At 63.2% G+C, this 25,870-nt stretch carries 24 protein-coding genes; 15 read left to right on the plus strand and 9 right to left on the minus strand.

What is annotated here, in order from left to right:
- Positions 1–46: 46 nt before the first annotated feature.
- Together DBR46_RS00945 and baeS are read right to left on the minus strand one after the other, a co-directional pair.
- Positions 47–709 carry a response regulator gene (locus DBR46_RS00945; protein ID WP_124524617.1) on the minus strand — a complete coding sequence of 221 codons (663 nt, stop codon included), beginning with the start codon at positions 707–709 and terminating at the stop codon, positions 47–49.
- 3 nt (positions 710–712) lie between these two features.
- Positions 713–2,134: a sensor histidine kinase efflux regulator BaeS gene (baeS, locus tag DBR46_RS00950; protein WP_124524618.1), complete on the minus strand. Its 1,422-nt coding sequence runs from the start codon at positions 2,132–2,134 to the stop codon at positions 713–715.
- Between the two features lie 114 nt (positions 2,135–2,248).
- Here baeS and DBR46_RS00955 point away from each other — a divergent pair, with 114 nt between their 5' ends.
- The 5 genes from DBR46_RS00955 (at position 2,249) to DBR46_RS00975 (ending at position 8,779) form a co-directional block, all read left to right on the plus strand.
- Entirely contained in the window at positions 2,249–3,418 is a 1,170-nt protein-coding gene (locus tag DBR46_RS00955) for an efflux RND transporter periplasmic adaptor subunit (protein ID WP_124524619.1), read from the plus strand.
- A gap of 2 nt (positions 3,419–3,420) precedes the next feature.
- Positions 3,421–6,552, plus strand: coding sequence for an efflux RND transporter permease subunit (locus DBR46_RS00960; protein ID WP_124524620.1), 3,132 nt, complete (start codon positions 3,421–3,423; stop codon positions 6,550–6,552).
- Positions 6,549–7,934, plus strand: coding sequence for an efflux transporter outer membrane subunit (locus DBR46_RS00965; protein WP_124524621.1), 1,386 nt, complete (start codon positions 6,549–6,551; stop codon positions 7,932–7,934). Before DBR46_RS00960 ends, DBR46_RS00965 begins: the two co-directional genes overlap by 4 nt.
- Positions 7,935–7,997: 63 nt before the next feature.
- Positions 7,998–8,396 (plus strand): hypothetical protein, encoded by a 399-nt coding sequence (locus DBR46_RS00970; protein WP_124524622.1) that lies wholly within the window; start codon positions 7,998–8,000, stop codon positions 8,394–8,396.
- Between the two features lie 11 nt (positions 8,397–8,407).
- Positions 8,408–8,779 carry a hypothetical protein gene (locus DBR46_RS00975; RefSeq protein WP_124524623.1) on the plus strand — a complete coding sequence of 124 codons (372 nt, stop codon included), beginning with the start codon at positions 8,408–8,410 and terminating at the stop codon, positions 8,777–8,779.
- Here DBR46_RS00975 and DBR46_RS00980 read toward each other — a convergent pair whose 3' ends face one another.
- Entirely contained in the window at positions 8,780–9,058 is a 279-nt protein-coding gene (locus DBR46_RS00980; protein WP_124524624.1) for a hypothetical protein, read from the minus strand.
- 137 nt (positions 9,059–9,195) lie between these two features.
- Between DBR46_RS00980 and DBR46_RS00985 the strand changes: the two genes are divergently transcribed.
- Entirely contained in the window at positions 9,196–9,642 is a 447-nt protein-coding gene (locus DBR46_RS00985) for a hypothetical protein (RefSeq protein ID WP_124524625.1), read from the plus strand.
- A 9-nt stretch (positions 9,643–9,651) separates the two neighbouring features.
- On the opposite strand, the gene DBR46_RS00990 is transcribed toward DBR46_RS00985, so the two are convergent.
- Genes DBR46_RS00990 through DBR46_RS01000 form a run of 3 tightly spaced genes read right to left on the minus strand, consistent with a single transcriptional unit; the run spans position 9,652 to position 11,111 of the window.
- On the minus strand, positions 9,652–10,530 hold the full coding sequence (locus DBR46_RS00990; RefSeq protein WP_017734261.1) for a LysR family transcriptional regulator: 879 nt from the start codon (positions 10,528–10,530) through the stop codon (positions 9,652–9,654).
- A 33-nt stretch (positions 10,531–10,563) separates the two neighbouring features.
- Positions 10,564–10,839, minus strand: a complete 276-nt coding sequence (locus tag DBR46_RS00995; RefSeq protein WP_124524626.1) for a type II toxin-antitoxin system RelE/ParE family toxin — start codon at positions 10,837–10,839, stop codon at positions 10,564–10,566.
- Positions 10,839–11,111, minus strand: a complete 273-nt coding sequence (locus DBR46_RS01000) for a CopG family ribbon-helix-helix protein (protein WP_124524627.1) — start codon at positions 11,109–11,111, stop codon at positions 10,839–10,841. Before DBR46_RS01000 ends, DBR46_RS00995 begins: the two co-directional genes overlap by 1 nt.
- Positions 11,112–11,295: 184 nt before the next feature.
- Between DBR46_RS01000 and DBR46_RS01005 the strand changes: the two genes are divergently transcribed.
- The 9 genes from DBR46_RS01005 to DBR46_RS01045 all read left to right on the plus strand — a co-directional run bounded on the left by DBR46_RS01005 (position 11,296) and on the right by DBR46_RS01045 (position 23,041).
- The gene (locus DBR46_RS01005; RefSeq protein WP_124524628.1) at positions 11,296–12,162 is read left to right on the plus strand and encodes an alpha/beta hydrolase; all 867 of its coding nucleotides are present in this window, start codon (positions 11,296–11,298) and stop codon (positions 12,160–12,162) included.
- Positions 12,163–12,288: 126 nt separating this feature from the next.
- Positions 12,289–13,857: an ABC transporter substrate-binding protein gene (locus tag DBR46_RS01010; protein ID WP_124524629.1), complete on the plus strand. Its 1,569-nt coding sequence runs from the start codon at positions 12,289–12,291 to the stop codon at positions 13,855–13,857.
- An 11-nt stretch (positions 13,858–13,868) separates the two neighbouring features.
- Entirely contained in the window at positions 13,869–14,810 is a 942-nt protein-coding gene (locus DBR46_RS01015; RefSeq protein WP_124524630.1) for an ABC transporter permease, read from the plus strand.
- Positions 14,807–15,676 carry an ABC transporter permease gene (locus tag DBR46_RS01020; protein WP_017734257.1) on the plus strand — a complete coding sequence of 290 codons (870 nt, stop codon included), beginning with the start codon at positions 14,807–14,809 and terminating at the stop codon, positions 15,674–15,676. The genes DBR46_RS01015 and DBR46_RS01020 overlap by 4 nt, the downstream gene beginning before the upstream one ends.
- A gap of 2 nt (positions 15,677–15,678) precedes the next feature.
- On the plus strand, positions 15,679–17,310 hold the full coding sequence (locus DBR46_RS01025; protein WP_124524631.1) for an ABC transporter ATP-binding protein: 1,632 nt from the start codon (positions 15,679–15,681) through the stop codon (positions 17,308–17,310).
- Between the two features lie 128 nt (positions 17,311–17,438).
- A complete protein-coding gene (locus DBR46_RS01030) occupies positions 17,439–18,719 on the plus strand; it encodes an OprD family porin (protein WP_124524632.1) in 1,281 nt (426 codons plus the stop codon).
- A 67-nt stretch (positions 18,720–18,786) separates the two neighbouring features.
- Complete coding sequence (locus tag DBR46_RS01035; protein WP_124524633.1) at positions 18,787–20,304, plus strand: serine hydrolase; 1,518 nt, start codon at positions 18,787–18,789, stop codon at positions 20,302–20,304.
- Positions 20,301–21,608, plus strand: coding sequence for an aminotransferase class III-fold pyridoxal phosphate-dependent enzyme (locus DBR46_RS01040; RefSeq protein WP_124524634.1), 1,308 nt, complete (start codon positions 20,301–20,303; stop codon positions 21,606–21,608). Before DBR46_RS01035 ends, DBR46_RS01040 begins: the two co-directional genes overlap by 4 nt.
- Before the next feature lie 14 nt (positions 21,609–21,622).
- Positions 21,623–23,041: an aldehyde dehydrogenase family protein gene (locus tag DBR46_RS01045; protein WP_124524635.1), complete on the plus strand. Its 1,419-nt coding sequence runs from the start codon at positions 21,623–21,625 to the stop codon at positions 23,039–23,041.
- Between the two features lie 42 nt (positions 23,042–23,083).
- On the opposite strand, the gene DBR46_RS01050 is transcribed toward DBR46_RS01045, so the two are convergent.
- The 3 genes from DBR46_RS01050 to DBR46_RS01060 all read right to left on the minus strand — a co-directional run bounded on the left by DBR46_RS01050 (position 23,084) and on the right by DBR46_RS01060 (position 25,607).
- Positions 23,084–23,689, minus strand: a complete 606-nt coding sequence (locus tag DBR46_RS01050; RefSeq protein WP_124524636.1) for a cysteine hydrolase family protein — start codon at positions 23,687–23,689, stop codon at positions 23,084–23,086.
- 77 nt (positions 23,690–23,766) lie between these two features.
- Entirely contained in the window at positions 23,767–24,003 is a 237-nt protein-coding gene (locus tag DBR46_RS01055; RefSeq protein ID WP_124524637.1) for a hypothetical protein, read from the minus strand.
- A 116-nt stretch (positions 24,004–24,119) separates the two neighbouring features.
- A complete protein-coding gene (locus DBR46_RS01060; protein WP_124524638.1) occupies positions 24,120–25,607 on the minus strand; it encodes an aldehyde dehydrogenase family protein in 1,488 nt (495 codons plus the stop codon).
- Positions 25,608–25,870: the final 263 nt, after the last annotated feature.

The following is a 25,870-nucleotide window of genomic DNA, read 5'->3' on the forward strand; positions in this document are numbered from 1 at the left end:
GCCCGCTCCCACACAAGCTCATTCCTACCGTCGTTCCGCATTGGTCTTAGAGTTGAAAGCGATACCCCACGCCATACAACGACTCAATCGGCGTTTCCCCCGGGCACACCTGCTCCAGCTTGCGCCGCAGGTTGCGGATATGGCTGTCCACCGTGCGGTCGGTCACCACGCGGTGGTCGGAGTAGAGCTTGTCCAGCAACTGGTCGCGGGAGAACACCCGCCCCGGCGCACGGGCGAAGGTATTGAGCAAGCGCAGTTCCAGTGGCGTCAGGTCCAGCGCCACGCCGTCGAGGGTTGCCTGGTATTGCGCTTCGTCGATCACCAGCCGTGGTGCGGCGCCGGTCAACAATTGCGGGCCACGGCGCAGGATCGCCTTGACCCTGGCCACCACTTCCCGTGGGCTGAAGGGCTTGCAGATGTAGTCGTCGGCCCCCAGTTCCAGGCCGAGCAGGCGGTCCACTTCTTCCACGCGGGCGGTGATCATGATGATCGGCACGGCGCTGAACCCCCGCAGGTCCTGGCACAGCTGGATGCCGTCGCGGCCGGGCAGCATCAGGTCGAGCAGGATCAGTTTCGGCGCGTGGGCGCGCACGGCGGGCACCACTTGCAGGCCGTTGTCCAGGCACTGCGTGGTGTAGCCGGCAGCGTTCAGGTAGTCCTGCATCAGGGCGGCGAGTTTGGGTTCGTCTTCGACGATCAGAATGTCCATGGCTTATACGCTGCGGGGCAGGCGCAGGGTCAGCCACAGGCCGCCCAGGGGCGAGTGATCGGCGCTGAGGCTGCCGCCGTGGGCGAGGGCGATGCTGCGACAGATCGCCAACCCCAACCCGGCGCCGCCGCTTTCACGGTTGCGTGAGGATTCGCCCCGGTAGAAGCGCTCGAGCAGACGCGGCAGCTGACTGGCTGAGACGCCGGGGCCGGAGTCCATGAATTCGATGCGCACCTCGTCCCGCTCCACGACGGCGCTGATCCGCACCACGCCGCCCGGGTCGGTATAGCGCACGGCGTTCTCCAGCAGGTTGGAGAACAACTGCTGCAAGCGATCAGCGTCCGCGACCAACTCCAGCGGCTGGCTCGGCAGCTCCAACTCCACGCGTAACCGCCGCGCATTGAGGCGCTCCTGGAACATGGCCACGCTGTGTTCCAACAACCCATTCAGCCCGCACGGCGCCTTGCGATAGGTCAGGGCGCCGACGTCCGCCAGCGACAGCTCATACAGGTCATCCACCAACTTGCTCAGCATGCTGACTTCGCCTTGCAGCGATTTCATCGCGTTCTGGTCCAGGCTGCGCACGCCGTCTTCAATCGCCTCCAGCTCGCCCCGCAGCACCGACAGCGGCGTGCGTAGCTCGTGGGAGACATCGGCCATGAACTCACGGCGCATCTGTTCGTTGCGCTCCAGGGTGTAGGCCAACTGGTTAAAGTCGCGAGCCAACTGGCCGACTTCATCAAAGGATGCAACGGCCACGCGGCTGCTGTAGTCGCCGCTGGCCAGGCGGTGGGTGGCGGCGGCCACGCGCTTGACCGGCTCCAGCAACGTGCGGGCGATCCACCAGGCAATCAGCATCGCCATCAACAGCGAGAACACGCCCATCGCCAGGCTGGTCCGAAACTGGTATTGCTGGAAACGCTCGCCGCCGGCTTCGGTCACGCTCTGGAACGGCGTCACGGCAAGCCAGCCGACGGTTTCACCGGCCACCACAATCGGCAGGGCCAGGGCGTCGTCGCCGATGGCAGGGTAGCCGGTCACGCGTTTTTTGTCTTTATCCAGCAGGGCGATGCGGAACAGGGCGCCGGTCAGGTCGGAAATCTGCGGCGTCTTCAAATCACGAATCGCCTGCTTTACACCCGGCTCGGGGCGCATCACCTCAAACCAGCGGTCTGGCTGGTTGCGAAAGAACTCCCAACTGCCCTCGCGTTCGTAGGCGGCCGCCAGGCGCGGCACCACCGGGGCCATGCGTTCCAGCGCCTGCTCGTTGATATAGCCGAGAAAGCCCCGGCCAAAACTCCAACTGGTGGCCACGCCCATGCTGAGGATGACCAGCAGCACACCGGCCAGCACTGCAATAAATAACTTGGTGGAGATACTCAGCTTCATGCACACAGGGCCGTCATCAAAAAGACACCCGCCCATTTAGGCCCCCAGGCGCGAAAGATTCAACCCGGGCGGGCAATCTTCAATTTTCCTGCACATTTGCCTCGCAGCATAAGGGTAACGCTTGCGCCATCCCGTCTTGCAGAGGCAGATATGTCGACCAAATTCTTCGCCAAATACCTGGTAACCGCCGCCGTTGTCCTTTCCCTGATTATTCTTGCCGTGCTCGGCGGCTGTTCGGCCGGCGACCCGGCGCCGCAGGCTGTCGCGCCAGAGGTCACGGTGCTTACCGTACAACCGAAAGCCCAGGTGCTGACCACGGAACTGGCCGGGCGCACCCAGGCCTTTATGGTCGCCGAGATCCGCCCGCAGGTCGGCGGCATCGTGCAGCAGCGCCTGTTCGTCGAAGGCGCCGAGGTCAAGGCCGGGCAAGCGCTGTACCAGCTGGATGCGGCGCCCTACAAGGCGGCGCTGGCCCAGGCCGAAGCCACCCTGAGCAAGGCGCGCGCCAGCCTCAAGTCGGCGCAAACCACCGCCACACGCAATGCGCAGTTGGTGAAGATCGACGCCATCAGCCAGCAAACCCACGAAGACTCGCAGGCCACGCTGCTGACCGCTACTGCCGACGTACAAGTGGCCGAAGCCGACGTGGCCACCGCGCGCATCAACCTCGGCTACACGCGCATCAGCTCACCGGTGAGCGGGCGCATCGAAACCTCCACCGTGACCCCCGGCGCACTGGTCGTGGCCAACCAGGACACGGCCCTGACCACCGTGCAGCAACTCGACCCGCTGTACGTCGATGTCGTGCAGTCCACCACCGAACTGCTCGGCCTCAAGCGCGACCTGGCCAGCGGCGTATTGCAGGCCAACGCCGACGGTGAAGCGCGCATCAGCCTCAAACTGGATGACGGCAGCACCTACAACCATGAAGGCCGCCTGACCTTCAGCGGCGTCAGCGTCAACCAGAGCACCGGCACCGTGACCTTGCGTGCGGTGTTCGAAAACCCCGAGCACTTGCTGCTGCCGGGCATGTACGTGCGCGGTGTGCTGGAGCAGGCCCGTGACCAACAGGCGATCCTCATCCCGCAACGGGCCGTGAGCCGCAGCGCCAGCGGCGTGACCTCGGTGTTGCTGGTGGTGGATGGCAAGGTCGAGCAACGCCTGCTGACGGTCGACCGTACCGTGGGCAACCAATGGTGGGTGACGGCCGGGTTGCAGGCCGGTGATCAGGTGATCGTCGAAGGCGGGCAAAAAGTTCGCGTCGGCGCCGTGGTGCAGACCAAGGCCGCCGTCGCCGGCGCACTGGCGCAGGAGGGTTGAGCATGGCGCGTTTTTTTATTGATCGCCCGATTTTTGCCTGGGTCATTGCCATCGTGATCATGCTCGGCGGTGCGCTGTCCATCAGCCAGTTGCCGCTGGAGCAATACCCCGACATCGCGCCGCCGACGGTGCGTATCTCCGCGACCTACACCGGTGCGTCGGCCAAGACCGTCGAAGACTCGGTGACCCAAGTCATCGAGCAGGCGCTCACCGGCCTCGACAACCTGACCTACATGTCGTCCTCCAGCAGCTCGGCGGGCAGCGCCAGCATCAACCTGACCTTTGGCGCCGGCACCGACCCGGACGTGGCGCAAATGCAGGTGCAGAACAAGCTGCAACAGGCCGAGTCGCGTTTGCCGCAGTCGGTGCAAAGCGAAGGCTTGACGGTGACCAAGGGCGGTTCGGACTTCCTGATGATCGCCGCGCTGACCTCGGACAATCCCAGTGTCACCGGCACGCAGATCGGTGATTACGTCTCCAGCACCTTGCTCGACTCCATCAGCCGCCTCGACGGCGTGGGCGAGGTGCAAACCCTCGGCTCGGGCTACGCCATGCGCATCTGGCTGGATCCGGAGCTGCTGGAAAAATACGCACTGATGCCGTCTGACGTGAGCAGCGCCCTTGAAGCACAAAATACCGAAGTCTCGGCCGGCCAGCTTGGCGCGTTACCGGCAGTGAAAGGCCAGCAACTCAACGCCACCATTACCGCGCGCAGCAAACTGCAAACCGCCGAAGAATTTCGCAATGTGGTGGTCAAGTCCGGCAGCGACGGTGCGCTGGTGCTGCTGGGCGACGTGGCCACGGTAGAGCTGGGCAGCGAGAGCTATGACATCAACTCGGCGCTCAACGGCAAGCCGGCAGCAGCCATGGGCGTGCAACTGGCGGCGGGTGCGAATGCGCTGAGCGTGGGCGAAGCGGTCAAGGCCAAGCTGGCGGAACTGGAGCCGTTCTACCCCAGCGAAATGCAGCTGAAAAACGTGATTGCCTACGACACCACGCCGTTCGTGAGCCTGTCCATCGAGGAAGTGGTCAAGTCCCTCGGCGAGGCCATCGTGCTGGTGGTGCTGATCATGTTCCTGTTCCTGCAGAACTTTCGCGCCACGCTGATCCCGGCGATTACCGTGCCGGTGGTACTGCTTGGCACCTTTGGCGTGCTGGCCCTGTTTGGCTATTCGATCAACACCCTGACCATGTTCGCCATGGTCTTGGCCATCGGTTTGTTGGTGGACGATGCGATTGTGGTGGTGGAGAACGTCGAGCGGGTGATGAGCGAAGAAGGGCTGCCGCCCCTGGAGGCCACGCGCAAGTCGATGGCGGAGATCACCAGCGCCCTGGTAGGCATCGCGCTGGTGCTGAGCGCGGTGTTTATCCCCATGGCGTTTTTTGGCGGCTCGACGGGGATTATCTACCGGCAGTTTTCCGTGACCATTGTCTCGGCCATGGTTCTTTCGGTGTTGGTGGCGATGACCCTCACGCCCGCGCTGTGCGCCACCTTGCTCAAGCCCACGGACGCCCAGGGCCATGGCGCCCAGCGTGGTTTCTTTGGCTGGTTCAACCGCAGCTTCGAGCGCAGTTCCCTTGCCTATGAACGCCTGGTCGACGGCGTGTTGCAACGCGGGCGCGGTAGCCTGTTGATTTATGGGCTGGTGGCGGCGGCGATGGCAGCGGGGTACGCGAGCCTGCCCACCTCGTTTCTGCCGGATGAAGACCAGGGCACCCTGATGGCGCAGCTCCGATTGCCGGTGGGCGCCACCGACAGCCGCACCCAGGCGGTGATGACGCAGTTCGAGGACTACATGCTCAAGCAGCCGGAAGTCGACGCGATGATCAGCATCACCGGCCTGGGCATTGGCGGCAACAGCCAGAACACCGCGCGTGCGTTTATCCGCCTCAAGGACTGGAGCGAGCGTACGGCCCGCGGCCAGGATGCGGCCTCGATTGCCCAGCGGGCGACGCTGGCGTTGCAAAGCATCGGGGATGCCGACGTGTTCGTCATGCAACCGCCGGCAGTGCGTGGCCTTGGCCAGAGTTCGGGGTTCGATTTGCAGCTCAAGGACCTCGGCGGCCTCGGTCACGATGCGTTGGTCGCGGCCCGTGAACAATTTATCGAGCTGGCCAAGCAAGACCCGCGCTTGCTCGGCGTGCGCGCCAACGGCCTGGACGATACGCCGCAGCTCAAGGTGACGATCGACGACCGCAAGGCCGGGGCCTTGAGCCTGAGCACCAGCGATATCAACACCACCTTGTCCACGGCGTTGGGCGGCAGCTACGTGAATGACTTCCTCAACCAGGGCCGGGTGAAGAAGGTGTACGTGCAGGGCGCCGCCGAATCGCGCATGCAGGCAGCCGACCTGAGCCATTGGTTCGTGCGCAACAGCCTGGGTGAGATGGTGCCGTTTTCGTCCTTCGCCGGCAGTGCGTGGAGCTACGGCTCGCCGCTGTTGGAACGCTACAACGGCAGCGCGTCCCTGGAAGTGGTGGGTGACCCGGCGCCTGGCGTGAGTTCCGGCACGGCGATGGACGCGGTGGAAGCCATCGTCAAGCAACTGCCCGTGGGCATTGGTTATGAGTGGACGGGGCAGTCTTACCAGCTGCGCCTGTCCGGTTCGCAGGCGCCGTTGCTGTATGCGGTCTCGGTGCTGTTTGTATTCCTCTGCCTGGCGGCGTTGTACGAGAGTTGGTCGGTGCCGTTTTCGGTGATCCTGGTGGTGCCGCTGGGGGTGGTTGGCGCGGTGCTGGCGACCAAAGTCAGCGGCCTGAGCAATGACGTGTACTTCCAGGTCGGGCTGTTGACCACCGTGGGCCTGGCGGCGAAGAACGCGATCCTGATCGTCGAGTTTGCCAAGCACCTGCAAGAGCAGGGCGCAAGCCTGCGCGAGGCGACCTTGATCGCCGTGCGCCAACGCCTGCGGCCGATCCTGATGACCTCCCTGGCGTTTATGTTCGGCGTGCTCCCCCTGGCCCTGAGCAGCGGCGCAGGTTCTGCCGGGCGGCAGGCCATCGGCACGGGCGTGCTGGGCGGCATGTTCAGCGCCACGCTGCTGGGGATCTTTTTTGTCCCGCTGTTCTTCGTGATGATCCGCCGCCGTTTCGGTCGCGTGTCGACTCCATCTGCCCCTACAGGTGACGCATGATCAAGTTTCACTGGCCCTTGCTGGCCGTCCTGGCGCTGAGTGGTTGCGTCAATCTGGCGCCGCAGTATGAGCGGCCCGAAGCCCCCATCCCCGTGCAGTGGCAAGCCGGCGTCAAAGGTGATGTCGCGGCGGATATCCAATGGCAGCAGTTCTTTACCGACAGCCGCCTGGCCCAATTGCAGACCCTGGCCCTGGCCAACAACCGCGACCTGCGCCTGGCCAGCCTGAATATCGAAAAGGCCCAGGCCCAATACCGCATCCAGCGTGCGGCGGCGTTGCCGAGCATTGATGCGGGCGTGAGCGGCACCCACAGCCGCACGCCGGGCTCGTTGTCGAGCAGCGGCGCGGCGTCGACCAGCCACGACTACAGCGCGCAACTGGGGTTGAGCAGTTATGAAGTGGACGTGTTCGGCCGCGTGCAGAACCTGCAGGATGAAGCCCTGCAAGCCTACCTGGCGCTGACCGAAACCCGGCGCAGCACACAGATCAGCCTGGTGGCCGAAGTGGCGACGGCCTGGTTGACCCTGGCCGCCGACAACGAGCGCTTGCAACTGGCCCAGGACACCTTGGCCAGCCAGCAGGCCACCTATGAGCTGACCCAGCGCAGCCACGCCCTCGGCGGTTCCGCCGCGCTGGCGGTAGCCCAGGCGCAAACCACCGTCGAGTCGGCGCGCGGCGACGTGGCGGAGTATCAGAGCCAGATCCTGCAAGACCGCAACGCGTTGCGCCTGTTGGTCGGCAGCGACATCCCCGACGCGCTGCTGCCGGGCACGCACCTGGAGTCTGCCGCTGCCTTGGTGCAAGTGCCGGGTGAATTGCCGTCGAGCCTGTTGCAGCGACGGCCGGATGTGCTGGCGGCGGAACACAGCCTGCAATCGGCGAATATCGACATTGGCGCGGCGCGGGCGGCGTTCTTTCCCACCATCAGCCTGACGGCCAACGCCGGTTCTGCCAGTTCGGCCTTGTCCGGGCTGTTCAAGGCTGGCAGTGGCGCGTGGACGTTTGCGCCGAGCATCAGCCTGCCGATTTTCGATGCCGGCAGTAACCGCGCCACGCTGGATGCGGCCAAGGTCGAGAAGGAGATCCAGGTGCAGACCTATCAACAAACCCTGCAAACCGCGTTCAAGGAAGTCGCCGATGCGCTGGCAGTGCGCAGCACCCTTGACCAGCGCCTGGCCGCGCAGCAGGCGTTTACCGATGCCAGCCAGAAAAGTTTCGAGCTGTCCGATGCACTCTATCGCGCCGGGTCGCAAAGCTATCTTGAGGCCCTGGATTCGCAGCGCTCGCTGTACAGCGCCGAACAGGACCTGATCACCTTGCGCCTGGCCGAACAGAGCAATCGGGTGACGTTGTACAAGGTCATGGGGGGAGGGTGGCAGTAAGCCTGCGTTGATCCCTTGTAGGAATGCCACTAGGATCATGCCCTTTTTCAAGGGAATGAGACGATGCTGGCAAACTTGCAAAAGATTGGCGCGCTGTTCGCGGCGAGCCTGGCCCTGACCGGTTGTATCCATTACGAACACGACAGTGCGAAAGGCAAACCCGCCGAGCAAGTCGTGACGATCCAGCAGTTCGATAAGTCGCTGACGATCGTCAAGATCGACGGGGAGCAGACCCTGTACTGGCTGAGCCGCCAGAGCGAATACCGCGTGGGGGCTGGCGTCCATACCCTGCAGGTGCGCAAGTTCATCACCGCGCAGACGAACACGGCACTGGTTCCGCTGACCGTGGAGCTGGCCCCGGGGCGTACGTATGGGCTGTATGGTTTTTCGTCGTTGAACCAGTGGAGCTATGACATTCGTGACATCGAGACGGGGCAAAGTGCCTCGGTCGTCAAGCCGTGAGGGATCACACTATGCTGCGCAGGTTTTTTACCCATGCCTTGGCGCTGAGCGCCGTGTTCGCGAGTTCCGGTGCCTGGGCGTGGTACAGCGAGGGCGACAAGATCATCATGACCGTGCAGGAGCGCCAGTACTGCCGCACGTGGGAGGCTGATGGCATTGCCGCCATGTGGGCGCGGCAGGAAAACACCGAGCCGCCTTGGCAGGGGAGCGGCACCACTGATATGGAAAAAAGCATACGCACTGTGTTTATGCGTCAGGTCCAGGACTACCCGATCGAAAGCACCAAGGAAGCCCGCATGGCGGTTATTGAAAAATACGGCAAGCAGATGGAGATGCGCTGCTTCGGCGCCATTACCTCCAAGCCCTCAACCAAAGCACCTTGATCACGGCCACGGTGTGGGCGCAGGTTTGGGCTGCTTCTTGAAGTAGCCCGTGCGCAGGTAGCGCGCCAGGCGCCAGATGCCGTAGGCCACCGCCGCCACCAGCACGCCGCCGATGACGTGGCCGATCGCCAGGCCATGCTCGTAGGACGTCAAATAGCCCCGGCGCCACAGGTGTACGGCGTCGGCAATCGTCCTTGGGGTTTGAATCCACATCATGATGGACAGGACATATACCGGGAGCGAGGCCACAAGACGTAGCCAGTAAGCGGTCTTGCTCATCTGTTGTTTCTTCCTTGGGGTGTGTAACCGAGCGCGGCATATTATAGCTTTTTTGATACCAAGTTTACCCCGGCGAAGCTGGCGTAATGATGGCTACGCGGCGTATAAAGTTCGCCAATTGCTATCGAGAACTTGCCATGAACGTCACTATCGCCAGTACCCCCAGCGCAGCAACCACACCCGCGGTCAGCAGTGCCAGCAGCACTGACACCACGGCGACGGACACCACCACCAGCGAAGCCTCCAGCAGCACCAGCGCCAGCACGGATAGCAACAAGGCAGGCGGCGCAGGCGCAGGTGCAGGCGCGGCAACCACCTCGACCTCGGAAGAGTCCGATACCGTCAAGGCCCTGAAAAAACAGATCGAAGAACTGCAAAAGCAACTGCAAGAACAACAGCAAGCGGTGCAGAAAGCCCAGTCCAGCAAACAGAGCGAAGACGCCAAGGTCGCGGCAGTGGCGGCGGCGCAATCCCAGGTGAGCGCTACCTCAGCGGCATTGCAGACCGCGACGGCGGCATTGTTGCAGGCGGTCACCGCTGAGGGCGGCGACACCTCGGGCACGCTGGTCAGCACCACGGCCTGACGCCACGCTTCACTTCGCCACGGCGGCCATCAGCAGCTTGCGAATCTCCCCGGTAATCGCACTTTTGGTGCCTTGCTCCAGAATCCCCACCCGCCGTACCGCCAAGTCGCCCGGCAGCGGCAGGACGCGCAGGCTGGGGTCTTTGTGCCAGTCAAAGTTCTTCAGCAACGGCACGATTGCCACCCCGACTTGCTGGCGTACCAGATCGGCGATGCCGATGATCGAGTTCAGCTCCAGGATCTCCAGCGGCTCCACCGACTCACTCTTGATGATCGACTGCACCTTGCGGCCCACGGCGGTGGAGCGGTCATAGCGAATGAACGGCTGGGTGCGCAGCAACTCCACGGCATCGTTGATCCCGGCGGTCTGCGTGGCATTCGCGAGCATCACGATGGGTTCGTTGTAGAGCAGGGTCCAGCTCAGGCCGTCGAAGTTTTGCCGCGCCGTCTCGATCAGCAAGGCGGCGTCGAGCTTGGCGGCGTGGACCAGGTTGACCACTTCGTCGGAGCGCGCGGTCATCAGGTTGACCGAGATGCGCGGGTGGAGCTTTTTCAGTTGCACCAGGCAGTTGGCAAGCAGGCCCATGCCCGAGGTAATCCCGCCAATCGACACCTCACCCTCCATGGCCTCGCCATCGGGCGCTTCGGCGATCATCTGCTCGTAGTCCGCCAGCAGGCGCTTGGCCTTGGGCAGCAACAACACGCCGTCGCGGCTGAGCTTGATCTGGCGCTGGCTGCGGTCGAACAGCGGGCGGCGCATTTCCTCTTCAAGGGCGCGCATTTGCTGGCCAACGGCGGCATTGGTGAGGGCTACGCGGTCGGCGGCAGCGGCAAAGCTGCCGTACTCGGCGACGGCGATAAAGGTCTTGAAGAAGCGAATGCTGCTCATGGGGAGCCTACAGAAATCGGGAAAAAGACGACGCTAGCGATCTTCTCGGCTATGCCACAGGCGCAGTAGATAGACAGTAGAGTCCACTATTTCGTAACGCATCTCATAGTGGCCAATCTGGATTCGCCGCACATCCCTTGGCTCGAACTCTTCCAAGCGTTCGCCAATTCGCGGGTTGACCAGCAGCGTCGTCGGCGCTGACGTGAGTTGCTGCACGGTTCGCGCGGCGGCGGGCTGATTTACCACTGCCAGAAACTCGTATAAGCGGGCAATGTCGGAAAGCGCCTTGCTTGTCCACTTCAACTCCATCAGCGCGGTACCGGCAGCGGAGTATCAGTGCTGAGGCTATCCGCCCAGGCCTGGACAGCTTGATGATCAATCACACGGCCCGCATCAACGTCAGCCAAGGCTTCGTGCGTTAGGCGACTGCGCTCTTCTTCCTGGTCGATCCACGCGGACAAAGCCTGTTTGACGATCCAGTTTTTCGAGCGCTCCAGGCGCTCCGCCATCAAATCGACTTTTTGCGCCAATTGCTCAGGCACATGAGCCGTGACCGATCTGGTTTTTGCGGTGGTTGCCATGATGGGGTGACTCCTGATAATTGGTCGATTGAAAATTAATCATAGTGAATAACAATAGGTCGTCAAGCGAGCCGTCAGACTGAATGGTAAAGGTTTTGTTTACTCAGGCTAAAGTTTAATTAGTTTTTCTTTTTATAGCGCCCGGCCAATACTCAAATCCGAACTGACTCGGCGAATGAACCCCATGAGCAATGCAGATACCAGCCCTGAAGACGCAGCCCTGCGCGCTGCCAAGAACGTCTACCACCTCGGCGCGACCACGGTGTATTCCCACGCCCAGGACAGCCGTTTTGCCTACACCCTCTACGTACCCGAAACCATCGAAGACGCCACCCGGCCCATCGACCTGGTGGTGTCGCTGCACGGCTCGACTCGCGCCATGGAGATCTACCGCAATGGCTTCGCGGAGTTTGGCCGCTGGAACGATTGTGTGATCCTGTCGCCGCTGTTCCCGGTTGGTGTGCTGGGGGATGGCAATGGCGATGGCTACAAGCAGATGGTCGAAGGCGATATCCGCTACGACCAGATCCTGCTCGACATGATCGCCAACGTCGGCGAGCGTTACGGCCGGCGCTTCGATACGTTCGCGCTGTTCGGTTATTCCGGTGGTGGGCAATTCACCCATCGCTTCTGCTACCTGCACCCGGAAAAACTCTGGGCCGCCTCCATCGGCGCGCCGGGCTCGGTGACCTTGCTCGATGCCGATCAGGACTGGTGGGTCGGCGTGCGCGATTTCGCCGTACGCTTTGGCAAGCCCCTGAACCTCAAGGCCTTGCAGCAGTTGCCAGTGCACATGGTGGTGGGCGACGCCGACCTGGAAACCTGGGAAATCACCCACCGCGAAGGTGGCAAGCACTACATGGCCGGGGCCAACACGGCGGGGCGTACGCGCCCGGAACGCCTGGCCAGTTTGCAGGCCAGCTTCGAAGCCGCCGGCGTACAGGTGCAGTTCGACCTGTTGCCCAACGTCGCGCACCAGGGCATCAAGGCCATGCCGGCGGCCCAGGACTTTTTCGCCAAGGTGTTGCGCCACAAGCGCAGCCTGGGCTGATTCACCGCTGCACGCTGCACTCAGAACAGACCGTATAACAATAACCAAGGATTCACTCATTCTGATGCCGGTCCTGCCTTGGCCCACGCCAACGACCGGAACATTTCTTCAAGGAGTCTTTCTCCCGTGAACAACTACGTAAAGACGGCACTGGCCGTCGCGCTCTCGGCGTGCACATTTTCCATGGCCGTCGCCCAGGACAAGGTCATCAGCGTTGGCCTCAATGGTGATATCCGCAGCACCGACCCGGGCGTCAACCGCGACGACAATACCGACGCGGTGATGATGCACATCGTCGAAGGCCTGGTGGCGTACCGCGAAGACACCAGCATCGCGCCGATGCTCGCCAGTGCGGTCGACGTGTCGGCGGATGGCCTGCGCTACACCTTTACCCTGCGCGATGGCGTGCACTTCCAGAATGGCCAGGTGCTGACCGCCAAGGACGTGCAATGGACCTGGCAGCGTTACCTCGACCCCAAGACCCAGTGGCGTTGCCTGGCGGAGTTCGACGGGCGTGGTGCGGCCAAGATCGTCGATGTCGCCGTCCCCGACGCAAACACCGTGGTGTTCACCCTGGACCAGGCCAACGGTTTGTTCCTCGCCGCCATGGCCCGCCCGGATTGTGCCGGCAGCGGCATCCTGCACCCGGACTCCCTGGCCGCCGATGGCAGTTGGCGCGCACCGATTGGCACTGGGCCGTTCACCCTGGGCAAATGGCAGAAAGGCCAGTACGTCGAACTTGACCGGTTCAAGGACTACAGCCCACGGGCCGAGGCCACGGCGGACGGCTACACCGGCAACAAGCAGGCTTTTGTCGACAAGGTGCGCTTTGAAGTGATCCCGGATTCGGCCTCAGCCAAGGCCGCGTTGCTGTCGGGTGGCGTGGACCTGCTGCCGGATGTCACGGCGATGGACGCTGCGCAACTCAAGCAGGTGAAGAACCTGCAAGTGCAAGTCAGCCCGATCATGACCATCAGCGGCCTGCTGTTCCAGACCCGCGACCCGCTGCTCAAGGACGTGCGCATCCGCCGTGCGGTGGCGTTGTCCCTGGATTACGCGCAGATGGTCGCAGCGTTGTCCGATGGTTTGTCGGTGGTCAACAACTCGGTGATCCCCACCGCCAGCCCTTACTACGACGCCACTGCGCACCAGGGTTACACCTATAACCTCGACGAGGCCCGGCGCCTGTTGAAAGAGGCTGGTTACCGCGGCGAAAAAATCCGCATGCTGGTCAACAAGCGCTACCCGCAGATGTTTGACCTGGGCCTGCTCAGCCAAGCCATGACCCAAGCGGCCGGCGTGAACATCGAGATGGAAACCCTGGAGTGGGGCACCCAGCTGGAGCGCTACCAGACCGGCAGCTACCAGATGATGGCGTTCTCTTATTCGGGGCGTTTCGACGCCGCGCAAAGCTACGAGTCGGTGATCGGCGACAAGGACAAGGAACCGCGCAAAGTCTGGGACAACCCCGAGGCCCTGGCGATTCTGCGTGAGGCCCAGCGCGAAGTGGACCCCGCCAAGCGTCGGCCGCTGTTCGACCAATTGCACACGCTGATGCTCAAGGATGTACCCATGGTGGTCGTCTACAACGGCACCGCCATCGGCGCCATGGGCAAGCGTGTCGAGGGTTATCGTTCCTGGCCTGTTGCCAAGCCGCGCCTGTGGGGCGTGAAGCTGGCCGACATTTCCAAGTAAGGCGTAGCGCTATGTTTCGATTCATCTCACACAGGCTCGGCATGGCGGTGCCGACCCTGTTGCTGATCTCGGTGATTGTGTTTGCCTTGATCCGCCTGATCCCCGGCGACCCGGCCTTGCTGATGCTCGGCGACATGGCCGACCCGCAAAGCCTGGCCGACATGCGCAGCAGCCTGGGGCTGGACCACTCGGTGGTGACCCAGTACCTGATCTGGATCAAGTCGGTGCTCAGTGGCGACCTCGGGGTGTCCATCAGCAGCCGCCAGCCGGTCCTGGATTTGCTGGTGGAGCGCTTCAGCGTCAGCGCCACGGTGGTGCTGGTGGCGGTGCTGCTGGCGACCCTGCTGGCGGTGCCAGTGGGTCTGCTCGCGGCCTGGAAGCAAAACAGCGCGATGGACCTGGGCCTGGTGGCGACGGCGACGCTGTTGCTGTCGGTGCCGAGCTTCTGGTTGGGCCTGTTGCTGCTCTACGTGTTCGGCATCCAGCTGGGCTGGTTGCCGGTGATCGGCTACGTCGGCTTTGGCAGCGACCCGATGAAAGCGCTGACCTATGTGGTGCTGCCAATTGTGACCCTGACCCTGGTGGAGTTCGGCGCCATTGCCCGCATGGCACGGGCCAGCACCATTGAAGTGCTGCGCCTGGAATACATCGCCCATGCCCGGGCCAAGGGCTTGTCGGAGGGCGCGGTGCTGTGGAAACACGCCTTGCGCAATGCCTTCGCGCCAACCTGGACCCTGATCGGCCTGATCCTCGGCAACCTGCTCGGCGGCATCGCGGTGCTGGAAACCGTGTTCACCTTGCCCGGCATCGGCCGGCTGATGGTCGACGCGATCTTCTCCCGCGACTACCCGGTGTTGCAGGGTTGCCTGCTGCTGATCACCTGCATCTATGTGTTGGTCAACCTGTTGGTGGACCTGCTGTATCCGCTGTTCGATCCAAGGGTGAAGCTATGAACCTGAAGACGCCTGCCTTGCCCGGCGTAACGGCAATCGCGCCGCGCCGACGTCGGCGCTACCCACCGCTGAATGCGCTGATTGGCGGCGGCTTGCTCGCAGCCCTGGTGTTGCTGGCCTTGCTCGGCGTGGTGTGGACACCGTACGACCCGCTCAAGCTCGACCTGCTGTCGCGTCTGCATGCGCCGAATGCCGTGCACTGGCTGGGCACCGATGAATTTGGCCGGGATGTGTTCAGCCGCTTGATCATCGGCGCGCGCACCAGCCTGTGGATCAGCCTGCTGTCGGTGAGCGTGGCGGTGGTCTGCGGCACACTGATCGGCATGCTCGCCGGCTACCTGCGCGGCTGGACCGACCGCATCCTGATGATGCTCAACGATGCACTGCTCGCGTTCCCCGGCATCCTTATGGCCCTGGGTATCATGGCGATTGTCGGGGCCAGCCAGTACGGCATCGTGCTCGCCCTCGGCATTGCCTACACGCCGTCGGTGGTGCGGGTGGTGCGCGGCAGTGTGCTGTCGTTGCGTGAGCTGGAGTTTATCGAGGCGTCGCGGGTGATCGGCAACTCCGAGCTGTACACCATGTTCCGCCACATCACGCCCAATTGCCTGGCGCCGTTGTGTGTGCTGGCCACCAGCATGTTCGGCTGGGCGCTGCTCTCGGAGAGCGCGCTGAGTTTCCTCGGCCTTGGCGTACCACCACCGGCCGCGACCTGGGGCAGCATGCTCTCGGCCAGCCGCACCTATATCTCCAACGCGCCGTGGCTGGGGATCTTCCCTGGCATCTTTATCAGCCTGACGTTGCTGGCGATCAATCTGTTCGGCGATGCCTTGCGTGATCGTCTCGACCCGCGCATGAGGAAATGAGCATGAGCGTACCCGTGCCTTTGTTGGCTGTTGAAAATCTACAGATTCGCGTTGGTGTGGACGGCCCGCTGGCTGTCGATGATTTTAGCTTTACCCTGGCCCCCGGTGAAATCGTCGCCCTCGTGGGCGAGTCCGGCAGCGGCAAGACCATGGCCGCCCGCGCTGCGATTGGCTTGCTGCCGGCGCCGATGCAAGTGTGCGGCGGGCGCATCACCTTCCAGGGCGAGCCGCTGGACAGCAACAACGCCAAGGCCATGCGTGAAGTGCGCGGCGCGCGGATCGGCATGGTGTTCCAGGAACCGATGGTCTCTCTCAACCCGGCGCTGACCATTGGCCGGCAGATGAGCGAGGCACTCAAGCTGCACACCGCGCTGGATGCGGCGACGATCCGCGAGCGCTGCGTCGCCATGCTGCAACGCATCGGCATCAAGGACGCGGAAAAGTGCCTGGCGTCTTATCCGCATCAGTTCTCCGGTGGCATGCGCCAACGCATCATGCTCGCCTCGGTGATGTTGCTGCGCCCGGCGCTGTTGATCGCCGATGAACCGACCACGGCGCTGGACTGCCTGGCCCAACTGGACGTGATCGAGTTGATGCTGGAGCTGACCCGCGAACAGGGCACGGCGATTCTGTTTATCAGCCACGACCTGTCGCTGGTGGCGCGCTATGCGCACAAAGTGGTGGTGATGCGTGCGGGCAAGGCGGTGGAGCAGGGGCGTATCGAAGATATCCTCTTCGCGCCCAAGGCCGAATACACCCGCCAGTTGCTCGAAGCGCTGCCCCGGCGCGGCGAGTTGGTGCCATTGCCTGCGGCGGACGCAGCGTTGTTGCAGGTGCGCGACGTGTGTATCGAACATCCGGGCCCGCGCAGTTTCTGGGGGCGCAGCGTGCCCAAGCGCGTGGTGCATTCGGTGAACCTGAGCATCGCCCCGGGTGAAACCCTGGCGTTGGTCGGCGGCAGCGGCTCGGGCAAGACCACCCTCGGGCGGGCGGTGGTCGGCTTGGTCAATCCGTGTGCCGGGGCGATCCTGTTCCAGGGCGTGGATATCCTCAAGGCCGCCAACCGCGTGCATCGCCTGCAATGCCAGATGATTTTCCAGGACCCGTACTCGTCCCTCGACCCGCGCATGACCGTCGGCCAGATCCTGGCCGAACCGCTGCGCCATGAACCGGCCCTGAGCGCCGCGCAAAAACGTCAGCGCGTCACCGACACCCTGGTGGACGTGGGCTTGCCCGAGCAGTTTCGCGAGCGCTTCGCCCACCAACTCTCGGGCGGTCAACGCCAGCGCGTGGCGATTGGCCGTGCGTTGGTGCGCCGGCCGAAACTGGTGATCGCCGACGAGCCGATTTCCGCGTTGGACATGACCATCCAGAAGCAGATCCTCGAACTGTTCGAGCGCCTGCAACGCCAATACGGCTTCGCCTGCCTGTTTATCTCCCACGACCTCTCGGCGGTGGAGCGTATTGCCCATCGGGTGGCAGTGATGAACCAAGGCGAGGTCGTGGAAATGGGCCCGCGTGACACGATCTTCGATAGCCCGCAACACCCGTACACCCGCCGCTTGCTGGCGGCGGCAAGCCCCTTGGAGAAACGTGCGGACGGCAGTTATCGCCTGCGCGCCAGTGTGATTTAGGTACTGCTGCACCCCAGGCCATGCGTTGCACCCCATCCCTCGTCAGTCGCGGATTGACGAGGTGGGCGAAGCCATGGCCGAAGAAAACAAAAACAACCCCACTCAACCTGTCTGCCAGGAACCTGCACATGAATAACCGCATCACTAAAGTCGTCACCGGAGCCAGCGTCATGGGCGCCGGTTTCATGCCCTTGCTGGCCCACGCCGACTTCATCGCCGACAGCAAGGCCGCGCTGGAATTGAAGAACTATTACTTCAATCGCGACTACCGCGAAGACAGCGGGCAGAACAAGCGTGCCGAATGGGCGCAGGGTTTTATTCTCAACGTTCAATCGGGGTTTACCGAAGGCACGGTTGGGTTTGGCTTGGACGCGGTGGGCATGCTTGGCGTGAAGCTCGATTCCAGCCCGGACAACTCCGGCACCGGCCTGCTTGCACGCTCCAGCGTGGCCGAACCGGGCTCACCGAGCTATGCCCGCCGCGCCCACGACAACTACTCAAAACTGGGGATCACCGGCAAGGCGCGCCTGGCCAAAAGCGAGCTGCGCGTGGGCTACATGGTGCCCGACCTGCCGACCCTGCAACCCAACCTCAGCCGCCTGTTCCCGCAGAGTTTCAGCGGCACGGCCGTCACGTCCAAAGACATCGACAACCTGACCTTGAGCGCCGGCCAACTGGACCAGGTCAAGCAGCGCGACTCCACGCACTACGAAGACATGGGCCTCACCAGCCAGTACGGCGCCTACAAAAGCAGCGCGAAAAGCGATGAGTTCCGTTATGCCGGCGGCGAGTACAAACTCACGCCGAACACTGCGCTGACCTATCAATACGCGCAATTGGAAAGCCTCTACCAACAGCACTACCTGGGCGTGAAAAACAGCTTCAAGTGGGGCCCCGGCACCTTCAAGACCGACATTCGCTACTTCAATGCCAGCGAAGACGCCGCCGCCCTGGCCGGTAAGGTGGATAACCGTGCGTTGAGTACGCGCATCGGCTACAGCCTGGACGGCCACAACCTCAGCGGCGGTTACCAGGCGCAGTACGGTTCGACACCGTTCACCTACGTGGACGGCACCAACACCTACCTGTTCACTGAGTACCAACTGGCCAACTTCTCCCAGACCGGCGAGCGCGTGTGGCATGCCCGCTACGACTATGACTTCGCCTCGCTGGGCCTGCCGGGCCTGCTGTTCTCCACGCGTTACGCCAAGGGCGACAACGCCAAGGTCATTGGCTTCAACGGCGAAGGGCGCGAGTGGGAACGCGACTTGAGCCTGGGCTACGTGGTGCAGAGCGGCACGTTCAAGGACGTGTCGCTGCGTTGGCAGAACGCCAGCGCTACCAGCAACTTCGCCCGTGACACCAACGAAAACCGCGTGATCCTGGGCTACACCGTGGCGCTCTGGTAGCCGTCATGGCGTGCAACAGGCTCGGCCTGTTGCACGCCCACGCAGTGCACATTAAGGGATAGATCAAATGACAAGTTTGCCGTTGCGCCGGGCACTGCCCAGCCAACAACGTGTATCGGCGCGGGGCGTCAGTGATTTCATCGAAGCGGTGAATGCTGCGGGCCTGGAGTTGCACAGTTTTATGCTCTACCGCGACGGAGCGGTGGTGGCCGAGGCGTTCTGGGCGCCGTATCGCGCCGAGCGCCTGCATGTCCAGCATTCGGCGACCAAAAGCTGGGTGGCCATGGCCGTCGGGCTGTTGGTGGATGACGGTGTGCTGTCGCTGGACGCCAAGGTGGTGGACTTTTTTCCCGCCGATTGCCCGGCCGCCATCAGCGCCAACCTGGCGGCCATGACCGTGCGCGATCTGCTGACCATGCGCACCGGGCACCGCCAGGGCATCTCCGGTGGCGCCTGGCGTGGGCGCAGTGACAGCTGGGTCAAGTTGTTCCTCAATGAACCGGTGGAAGACGCGCCTGGGCATCGGTTTATCTACAGCAGCGCGTCAAGTTTCATGCTGTCGGCCATCGTCAGCGTGGTCAGTGGCCAGACGGCATTTGAGCTGTGCAACGCGCGTATTTTCCAACCTATGGGCATGGGCCCGATTGAGTGGGACCTGGCCCCTGGTGGCTTCAACACCGGTGGCAATGGTTTGAGTTGCAGCACCGAAGATTTGCTCAAGTTTGGCGTGCTGCATTTGCAGCAAGGCCAATGGGAAGGGCAGCCATTGTTGTCCGCAGAGTGGGTGGCCGAAGCCACCCGTGGCCACGTCGATGATGTGTGGATGGGCGCCTTCGATGGCAAGCGCTACCTGGGCCGCGATGAATCCAGCGACGCCGCCGTCACGCGCCGCGAAGGCTACGGCTACCAGTGGTGGATGACCTTGCACGGCGGTTATTACGCCTCAGGCGTGTTCGGCCAGCAGTGCATCGTCTTGCCCCGGCATAACGCGGTGATCGCGTTTACCGCCGGCTTGCCCCTGGGCGAGCGGCGCCTGCACAGCCTGCTCTGGGAACACCTGCTGCCCGCGCTGGGCGTGCCCACCGATGGCACAGCGGATGGCGAATTGGCGCGACTGTTGGCCCACCAGCGGCGGCCGTCGCTGACGGGAGCTTCGCGTTCGTCACGCCAGGCTGAGTTCAGCGGCACGTTCGTGATGCAGGCCAATGAAGACCAGGTCAGCCAGGTGCGCCTGGAGTTCGGTCCTGACTATTGCGACTTCTACCTCACCGACCCCCGTGGCACCCATTGCATCCGTGCCGGGCTGGTGGATGCCATCGAAAGCCAGACAGGCATGACCGGCCACTATCTGCATCACCAATACCAACCGGACATCACCCCCGTCGTGGCGCAGGCGCGCTGGCGCGAAGACGGCGTGCTGAACATGACCTGGCAGTTTGTCGAGACGGCGTTTTGTGACCAGGTCACGTGCCGGATCGAGGGCGGCACCTTGTCGGTGGACCGCCGCGTCAACGTTAACGCCGGCCCGTTGCAGCGCCCGACGCTGATCGGCCATCAGACCACCGTTTTGCAGGAGTCGTTATGAGCACTATTGCCAGCCCCGCCTTTTGGGCGCCGTTCACCCCGATGCGTCAGTTCCAGCAACAACCAATGATGTTCGCCAGTGCCGACGGCATGCACTACACCACCACCGACGGGCGCCGTGTACTCGACGCGATGGCCGGGCTGTGGTGCGTGAATGCCGGGCATGGCCAGCCGAAGATCGTCGAAGCGATTCGCGAAGCGGCGGGGCGCCTGGACTTTGTCTCGTCCTTCAAGATGAGCCACCCCCAGGCGCTGGAGATGGCCGAGCGGTTGATCGAAATCAGCCCGGCGGGCATGGCGCAGGTGTTCTTCACCAACTCCGGTTCCGAGGCGGTGGACACGGCGTTGAAGATCGCCCGGGCGTATCACCAGGCGCGGGGCGATTGCCGCCGTACCAAGCTGATCGGGCGGGCCAAGGGTTACCACGGCATGGGCTTCGGCGGGCTGTCGGTGTCTGGCATTGGTCGGCAGAAGCGCGACTTCGGCCCGCTGCTGGGGGAGGTGTCCCACCTGCCGCTGCCGTACGACGCGAGCATGCGTTTCAGCGCCGGCCAGCCTGAACACGGCGCGAGTTATGCCGATGCGCTGACGCAACTGCTCGACATCCAGGACCCCAGCACCGTCGCCGCCGTGATCGTCGAGCCGGTCACCGGTTCCGGTGGCGTGTACCCGCCGCCCCAGGGTTATTTGCAGCGCCTGCGGGAGATCTGCACGCGCCACGGTGTGCTGTTGATTTTCGACGAAGTGATCACCGGCTTTGGCCGCGTGGGCGACAGCTTTGCCGCGCAAGCCTTTGGCGTCACCCCGGACTTGATTACCACCGCCAAAGGCCTGACCAACGGCGCCGTGCCCATGGGCGGCGTACTGGTCAGCGCAGCGGTGTATGAAGCCTTCATGGCTGGCCCCGCCAACGTGATCGAACTGATGCACGGCTACACCTATTCGGCGCATCCGCTGGCGTGTGCGGCCGGGTTGGCAACCATCGAGGTGCATCGCGAGCTGGGCATCAACCAACACGTCAACGCCGTCAGTGGGCTTTGGCAGGCGGCGGCGCTGGCGTTGCGCGGAGTGGGCCCGGTGCTGGACGTGCGCACCCTCGGTCTGCTCTGCGCCGTCGAACTGGAACCACGCGCTGGTGCGGCCGGTGCACGGGGCAGCGAGGTTGCGCAGTGGTGCTTCGACAACGGCGTATTGGTGCGCGGCTCGGGCGACACCATCGTGATTTCGCCGCCGCTGGTCATCAGCCCGCAGGAAATCGCCCAGGTGTTCGACACCTTGGCGGGCGCCTTGAATCAAGTGTCTTGAAGGGAGTGCAGGGCATGTCGGATCTGTTTGAGTTCTACATCGACGGTGCTTGGGTCAAACCTCACGGCAGCAGTGTCGAAGCAGTGGTGAACCCGTCCACCGAACAGGTGATCGGCCGCGTGATGCTCGGCGATGGCGAGGATGTGCATCGCGCCGTCAGTGCTGCCCGGCGTGCATTCCCGGGGTTTGCCGCAAGTTCGGTGGCGGCGCGCATCGACCTGCTGCAAGGCATCATCGAAGCCTATAAACGCCACAGCGAAGCGTTGATCGAAGCGGTGCACCTGGAGATGGGCGCGCCGCTGTCCCTGGCCCGCAGCGCCCATGTGCCGGCCGGCCTCGGCCATCTGGTACAGGCGCTGGACGTGTTGCGCGACTACCGCTTCGAGCGGCGCCTGGGCAACACACTGGTGGTGCGCGAGCCGATTGGCGTCTGCGCGCTGATCACGCCGTGGAACTGGCCCCTCAACCAACTCACCTGCAAGCTGGCGCCGGCGTTGGCGGTGGGTTGCACCGTGGTGCTCAAACCCAGTGAACGGGCGCCGTTGTCCGCGCAGATCATCGCGCAAGTGCTGCACGAGGCCGGGGTGCCGAAGGGGGTGTTCAACCTGGTCCATGGCGACGGGCCCGGTGTGGGCGCGGCGCTGGCCAGTCATGCTGACGTGGACATGGTGTCCTTCACCGGTTCGACCCGCGCCGGCGTCGCGGTGGCCAAGGCGGCGGCGGACACGGTGAAGCGTGTCTCCCAGGAATTGGGCGGCAAGTCGGCGAATATCCTCCTCGACGATGCGTTCCTGCCAAGCGCCGTACGCCATGCGGTATTGGGCTGTATGCGCAACAGCGGCCAGTCGTGCAATGCCCCGACGCGCCTGCTGGTGCCGCGCGAGCAGCAAGGGGCGGTGATCGCGATTGCCCAGGAAGTGCTGGCCCAGGTGTGTCATGACGACAGCAACCCGCTCACGGCCGTCGGCCCGGTGGCGAACGTCATGCAGTTCGAGCGGGTCCAGGCGATGATCGCCGCGGCCATCGCCGAAGGGTCGCGGTTGGTCGCCGGCGGGTTGGGCCGGCCCCAAGGGATTGAGTGCGGTTACTACGTGAAACCGACGGTATTTGCCGACGTCACGCCGGCCATGCTGGTGGCGCGGGAGGAAATCTTCGGCCCGGTGCTGGCGATCATGCCCTACGACAGCGAAGCCGAAGCGATTGCCATCGCCAATGACAGCCCGTATGGCTTATCGGGCTATGTCACCTCGTTGAGCCTGGAACGCAGCCGCGCGGTGGCGCGCCAATTGCGCACCGGCATGGTCCACCTCAACGGCGCACGGGCCGACCAGGCTGCGCCGTTTGGCGGCTACAGGCAGTCGGGCAATGGCCGTGAATGGGGCGAGTTGGGGTTTGATGAGTACCTGGAGAGCAAGTCGCTGTTTGGGTACTAGGGGGAGGGCGGGGCGGCTGAATGTTCAGCCGCCGTTTGTGGATTACGGGGCGCTCAGCGCCTTGAGAAAGGCCGTGTGCTGCAACGTCTGCGAAAACATCGGCAGGGTGAAGTTTTCTGCGGCGTGTTGTTGCTCGTCGGTGAAGGTTGCCGTGCAATCGGTCAAGGTGACCACGTTGTAGCCTTTCTCATAACCCGAACGAACGGTGCCTTCGACGCAACAGTTGGTGAGGAAACCCGCGACGACGAGGTTCTGGATGCCATTGTTGCGCAGCACCAAGTCCAGGCCAGTGGTGGCAAACCCATCGAGCCCGCGCTTGCCTTCCACCAAGATGTCTGCGGCCTCACGGCTCAGCGCCTCACTGATGTCGGCGCCCCAACTGCCGGAGCGAAAGGCACTGCCATCGGCCACACCTTTGAGAATCCCGTAGTCACGGGTGGTCAGTTCCGGGTAACCCTCGGCGAACTGGATCGGCAAATGGATGATTTTCACGCCCAGCTGGCGCGCCTGCTGCACCGTGGTTGCGGTGTTGGCGAGCATGTCGGATGCGTGCATGACGTCTTTGACGGCGTCATGGAATACGCCGCCTGGCGTGGTGAAATCGTTCTGGAACTCGATCAGGACAAGGGCGGTAGTGTGCGGGTTCATGGCAGCTCTCCGGTTAGTGGCTTCAAGCGTAGTTCGCCTTGAGACTCCCAGGATGGGAAATGTGCCCTGGTCCTACCTCAGCCGCGTGTGCCGTAGAAGTGGTTCAGCAGGATCAGCTCAACCAAGGCCACAAATACGCACACAGCAATGAAGCCAGGACTGAAGACGCGCTTTCGGTTCGATAATCCCTCGGCAAGACAAGTCAGGTCGGTGCCGTTGGAAAACGCCACCAGGCAGGCCAGGAGGGCATAACCCGAGGCCTTTTTCCAGAAGCTCTGGTTTTGCGCCGCCGGGTTATCGAGTGCCGACGGCATCAGGGAAACCTCTTCTCTGGAGCAGCCTGCTGGCGAGTGTTTTTTATAGGGTCGCTGAGTTTCATCGCGCAAGTATTACGTAGGCGCCCGTGCGCTTGCAAATCGGTACTTTCAACTCAGTAGCGAATCATCACCGATTTCAGCTCCGTGTAATCGTCGATGAAGGCCGCGCCAAACTCACGGCCGATCCCCGATGACTTGGTGCCGCCAAAGGGCACCGCCGGGTCGAGCAGGGTGTGCATGTTGACCCACACCGTACCGGCCTGGATTTGCGGCACCAGGCGCAGGGCCTTGGACAGGTCGTTGGTCCACAGGCTGGCGCTGAGGCCGTAGGGTGTGTTGTTCATCAGGTGCAGCAGTTCTTCTTCGGTGTCGTACGGGAAGAACGTCGCGATGGGGCCGAAGGTTTCTTCGTTGAGCAAGCTGTCGTTGACGTCGTTGGCGAGAATGATCGTGGGTTCGACGTAGCAGCCGGGCCCCTCGATCAGGTTGCCGCCGTAGACAATCCTGTTGTTTTGCGCGCGTGCCGTCGCAAAGAAGCCGGCGAGTTTGTGTTGATGCTGTTTGTGGGTGACCGGGCCGAACTGGGTGGTTTCATCCAGGGGCGAGCCGATTTTCAAGGTGGCCAGGCGCTGGGCGAGTTTGTCCATCAGGGGTTCGATCTGCGAGCGGTGGGCAAAAAAACGCTCGGCGGCGGCGCAGATCTGGCCGGAGTGCAGGAAGCCGGCCTCGATGATGCCGTCGGCGGCTTTATCCAGGTCGATGTCGCGCAGGAACGCAGCCGAGTTCTTGCCGCCCAACTCCAGGGTGGCGCGGGTCAGCTTGGCGTCCATCGCGCCTTTGCCCACGGCAATCCCGGTGGGCACGGAGCCGGTGAAGGAGACCTTGTCGGTGCCCGGGTGCTCGATCAGCGCTTTGCCGACGGTGCCGCTGCCGGTCACCACGTTCAAGGCACCGGGCGGCAGGCCGGCGTCGCTGGCCAGTTCGGCGATGCGCAGGATCGTCAGCGGGGTGAATTCACTGGGTTTGATGATCACGCTGCAACCGGTGGTCAGAGCCGAAGCCAGCTTCCAGATGGCGATCATGGTGGAGAAGTTCCACGGCACGATGCCCACCACCACGCCGACGGGCTCGCGCAGGGTAAAGGCGGTGTAGCGTTCCCCCGCGAAGGAAGGCAGTGACGGGGTGATGGTCTCGCCGGTGATTTTCGTCGCCCAGCCGGCGTAGTAGCGCAGGAAATGGGCGGCCTGGTCGACCTCGAACGCGCGGGCAATGTGAATGATTTTGCCGGATTGGCAGGTTTCGATCTGCGCCAGTTCCTCGCGGTGTTGCTCCAGCAGGTCGGCCAGCTTGAACAACACCGCCGCGCGTGCTGCCGGGCTGGTGTTGGACCAGGTCTTGAAACCCCGGTTGGCGGATTCGACGGCACGATCAACATCGCTTTGGGCGGCATCGCTGACCTGGGCGATGACTTCGCCATTGGCCGGGTTGATGACCTTGAGTTTGCTGTGGCTGCTGCTGGCGACATAGCCGCCATCGATGTAAAGACCGTGATCGCGCCCGAGAAACTGGCTGACGCGGGGTAGCAGTGGGATATCGCTCATGGGGGGCAGGCTCCAATAATCCAGCAGGTGACAGTGCCGCTGTTTAGGCGCGGGCATTGGCAAGGAAAAGTACGCTGGGCGCCGCCATTTATCTTGTCTGTGCGTGTCACGGGCATGACCGAGCCTGCCAGCTTGCAAGCTATGAAAAGTACAACCTTCTACGTGGAACGTGCATTTTCCACGGCTTTTGCGCGACGCATACTGGCCCGGTACTTTTGCCTGTTCCCGGCCAGAAGCCACGGTTTACCTGAGAACCATGGCTG

Origin of the sequence: Pseudomonas sp. KBW05, from assembly GCF_003852405.1 — a bacterium.
In the GTDB taxonomy this organism is placed as follows: domain Bacteria; phylum Pseudomonadota; class Gammaproteobacteria; order Pseudomonadales; family Pseudomonadaceae; genus Aquipseudomonas.

Coding starts and splice junctions, on each gene's coding strand:
- DBR46_RS00945 (WP_124524617.1), bottom strand. CDS start 709: ATGGACATTCTGATCGTCGAAGACGAACCCAAACTCGCCGCCCTGATG.
- baeS (WP_124524618.1), bottom strand. CDS start 2,134: ATGGGCGGGTGTCTTTTTGATGACGGCCCTGTGTGCATGAAGCTGAGT.
- DBR46_RS00955 (WP_124524619.1), top strand. CDS start 2,249: ATGTCGACCAAATTCTTCGCCAAATACCTGGTAACCGCCGCCGTTGTC.
- DBR46_RS00960 (WP_124524620.1), top strand. CDS start 3,421: ATGGCGCGTTTTTTTATTGATCGCCCGATTTTTGCCTGGGTCATTGCC.
- DBR46_RS00965 (WP_124524621.1), top strand. CDS start 6,549: ATGATCAAGTTTCACTGGCCCTTGCTGGCCGTCCTGGCGCTGAGTGGT.
- DBR46_RS00970 (WP_124524622.1), top strand. CDS start 7,998: ATGCTGGCAAACTTGCAAAAGATTGGCGCGCTGTTCGCGGCGAGCCTG.
- DBR46_RS00975 (WP_124524623.1), top strand. CDS start 8,408: ATGCTGCGCAGGTTTTTTACCCATGCCTTGGCGCTGAGCGCCGTGTTC.
- DBR46_RS00980 (WP_124524624.1), bottom strand. CDS start 9,058: ATGAGCAAGACCGCTTACTGGCTACGTCTTGTGGCCTCGCTCCCGGTA.
- DBR46_RS00985 (WP_124524625.1), top strand. CDS start 9,196: ATGAACGTCACTATCGCCAGTACCCCCAGCGCAGCAACCACACCCGCG.
- DBR46_RS00990 (WP_017734261.1), bottom strand. CDS start 10,530: ATGAGCAGCATTCGCTTCTTCAAGACCTTTATCGCCGTCGCCGAGTAC.
- DBR46_RS00995 (WP_124524626.1), bottom strand. CDS start 10,839: ATGGAGTTGAAGTGGACAAGCAAGGCGCTTTCCGACATTGCCCGCTTA.
- DBR46_RS01000 (WP_124524627.1), bottom strand. CDS start 11,111: ATGGCAACCACCGCAAAAACCAGATCGGTCACGGCTCATGTGCCTGAG.
- DBR46_RS01005 (WP_124524628.1), top strand. CDS start 11,296: ATGAGCAATGCAGATACCAGCCCTGAAGACGCAGCCCTGCGCGCTGCC.
- DBR46_RS01015 (WP_124524630.1), top strand. CDS start 13,869: ATGTTTCGATTCATCTCACACAGGCTCGGCATGGCGGTGCCGACCCTG.
- DBR46_RS01020 (WP_017734257.1), top strand. CDS start 14,807: ATGAACCTGAAGACGCCTGCCTTGCCCGGCGTAACGGCAATCGCGCCG.
- DBR46_RS01025 (WP_124524631.1), top strand. CDS start 15,679: ATGAGCGTACCCGTGCCTTTGTTGGCTGTTGAAAATCTACAGATTCGC.
- DBR46_RS01030 (WP_124524632.1), top strand. CDS start 17,439: ATGAATAACCGCATCACTAAAGTCGTCACCGGAGCCAGCGTCATGGGC.
- DBR46_RS01035 (WP_124524633.1), top strand. CDS start 18,787: ATGACAAGTTTGCCGTTGCGCCGGGCACTGCCCAGCCAACAACGTGTA.
- DBR46_RS01040 (WP_124524634.1), top strand. CDS start 20,301: ATGAGCACTATTGCCAGCCCCGCCTTTTGGGCGCCGTTCACCCCGATG.
- DBR46_RS01045 (WP_124524635.1), top strand. CDS start 21,623: ATGTCGGATCTGTTTGAGTTCTACATCGACGGTGCTTGGGTCAAACCT.
- DBR46_RS01050 (WP_124524636.1), bottom strand. CDS start 23,689: ATGAACCCGCACACTACCGCCCTTGTCCTGATCGAGTTCCAGAACGAT.
- DBR46_RS01055 (WP_124524637.1), bottom strand. CDS start 24,003: ATGCCGTCGGCACTCGATAACCCGGCGGCGCAAAACCAGAGCTTCTGG.
- DBR46_RS01060 (WP_124524638.1), bottom strand. CDS start 25,607: ATGAGCGATATCCCACTGCTACCCCGCGTCAGCCAGTTTCTCGGGCGC.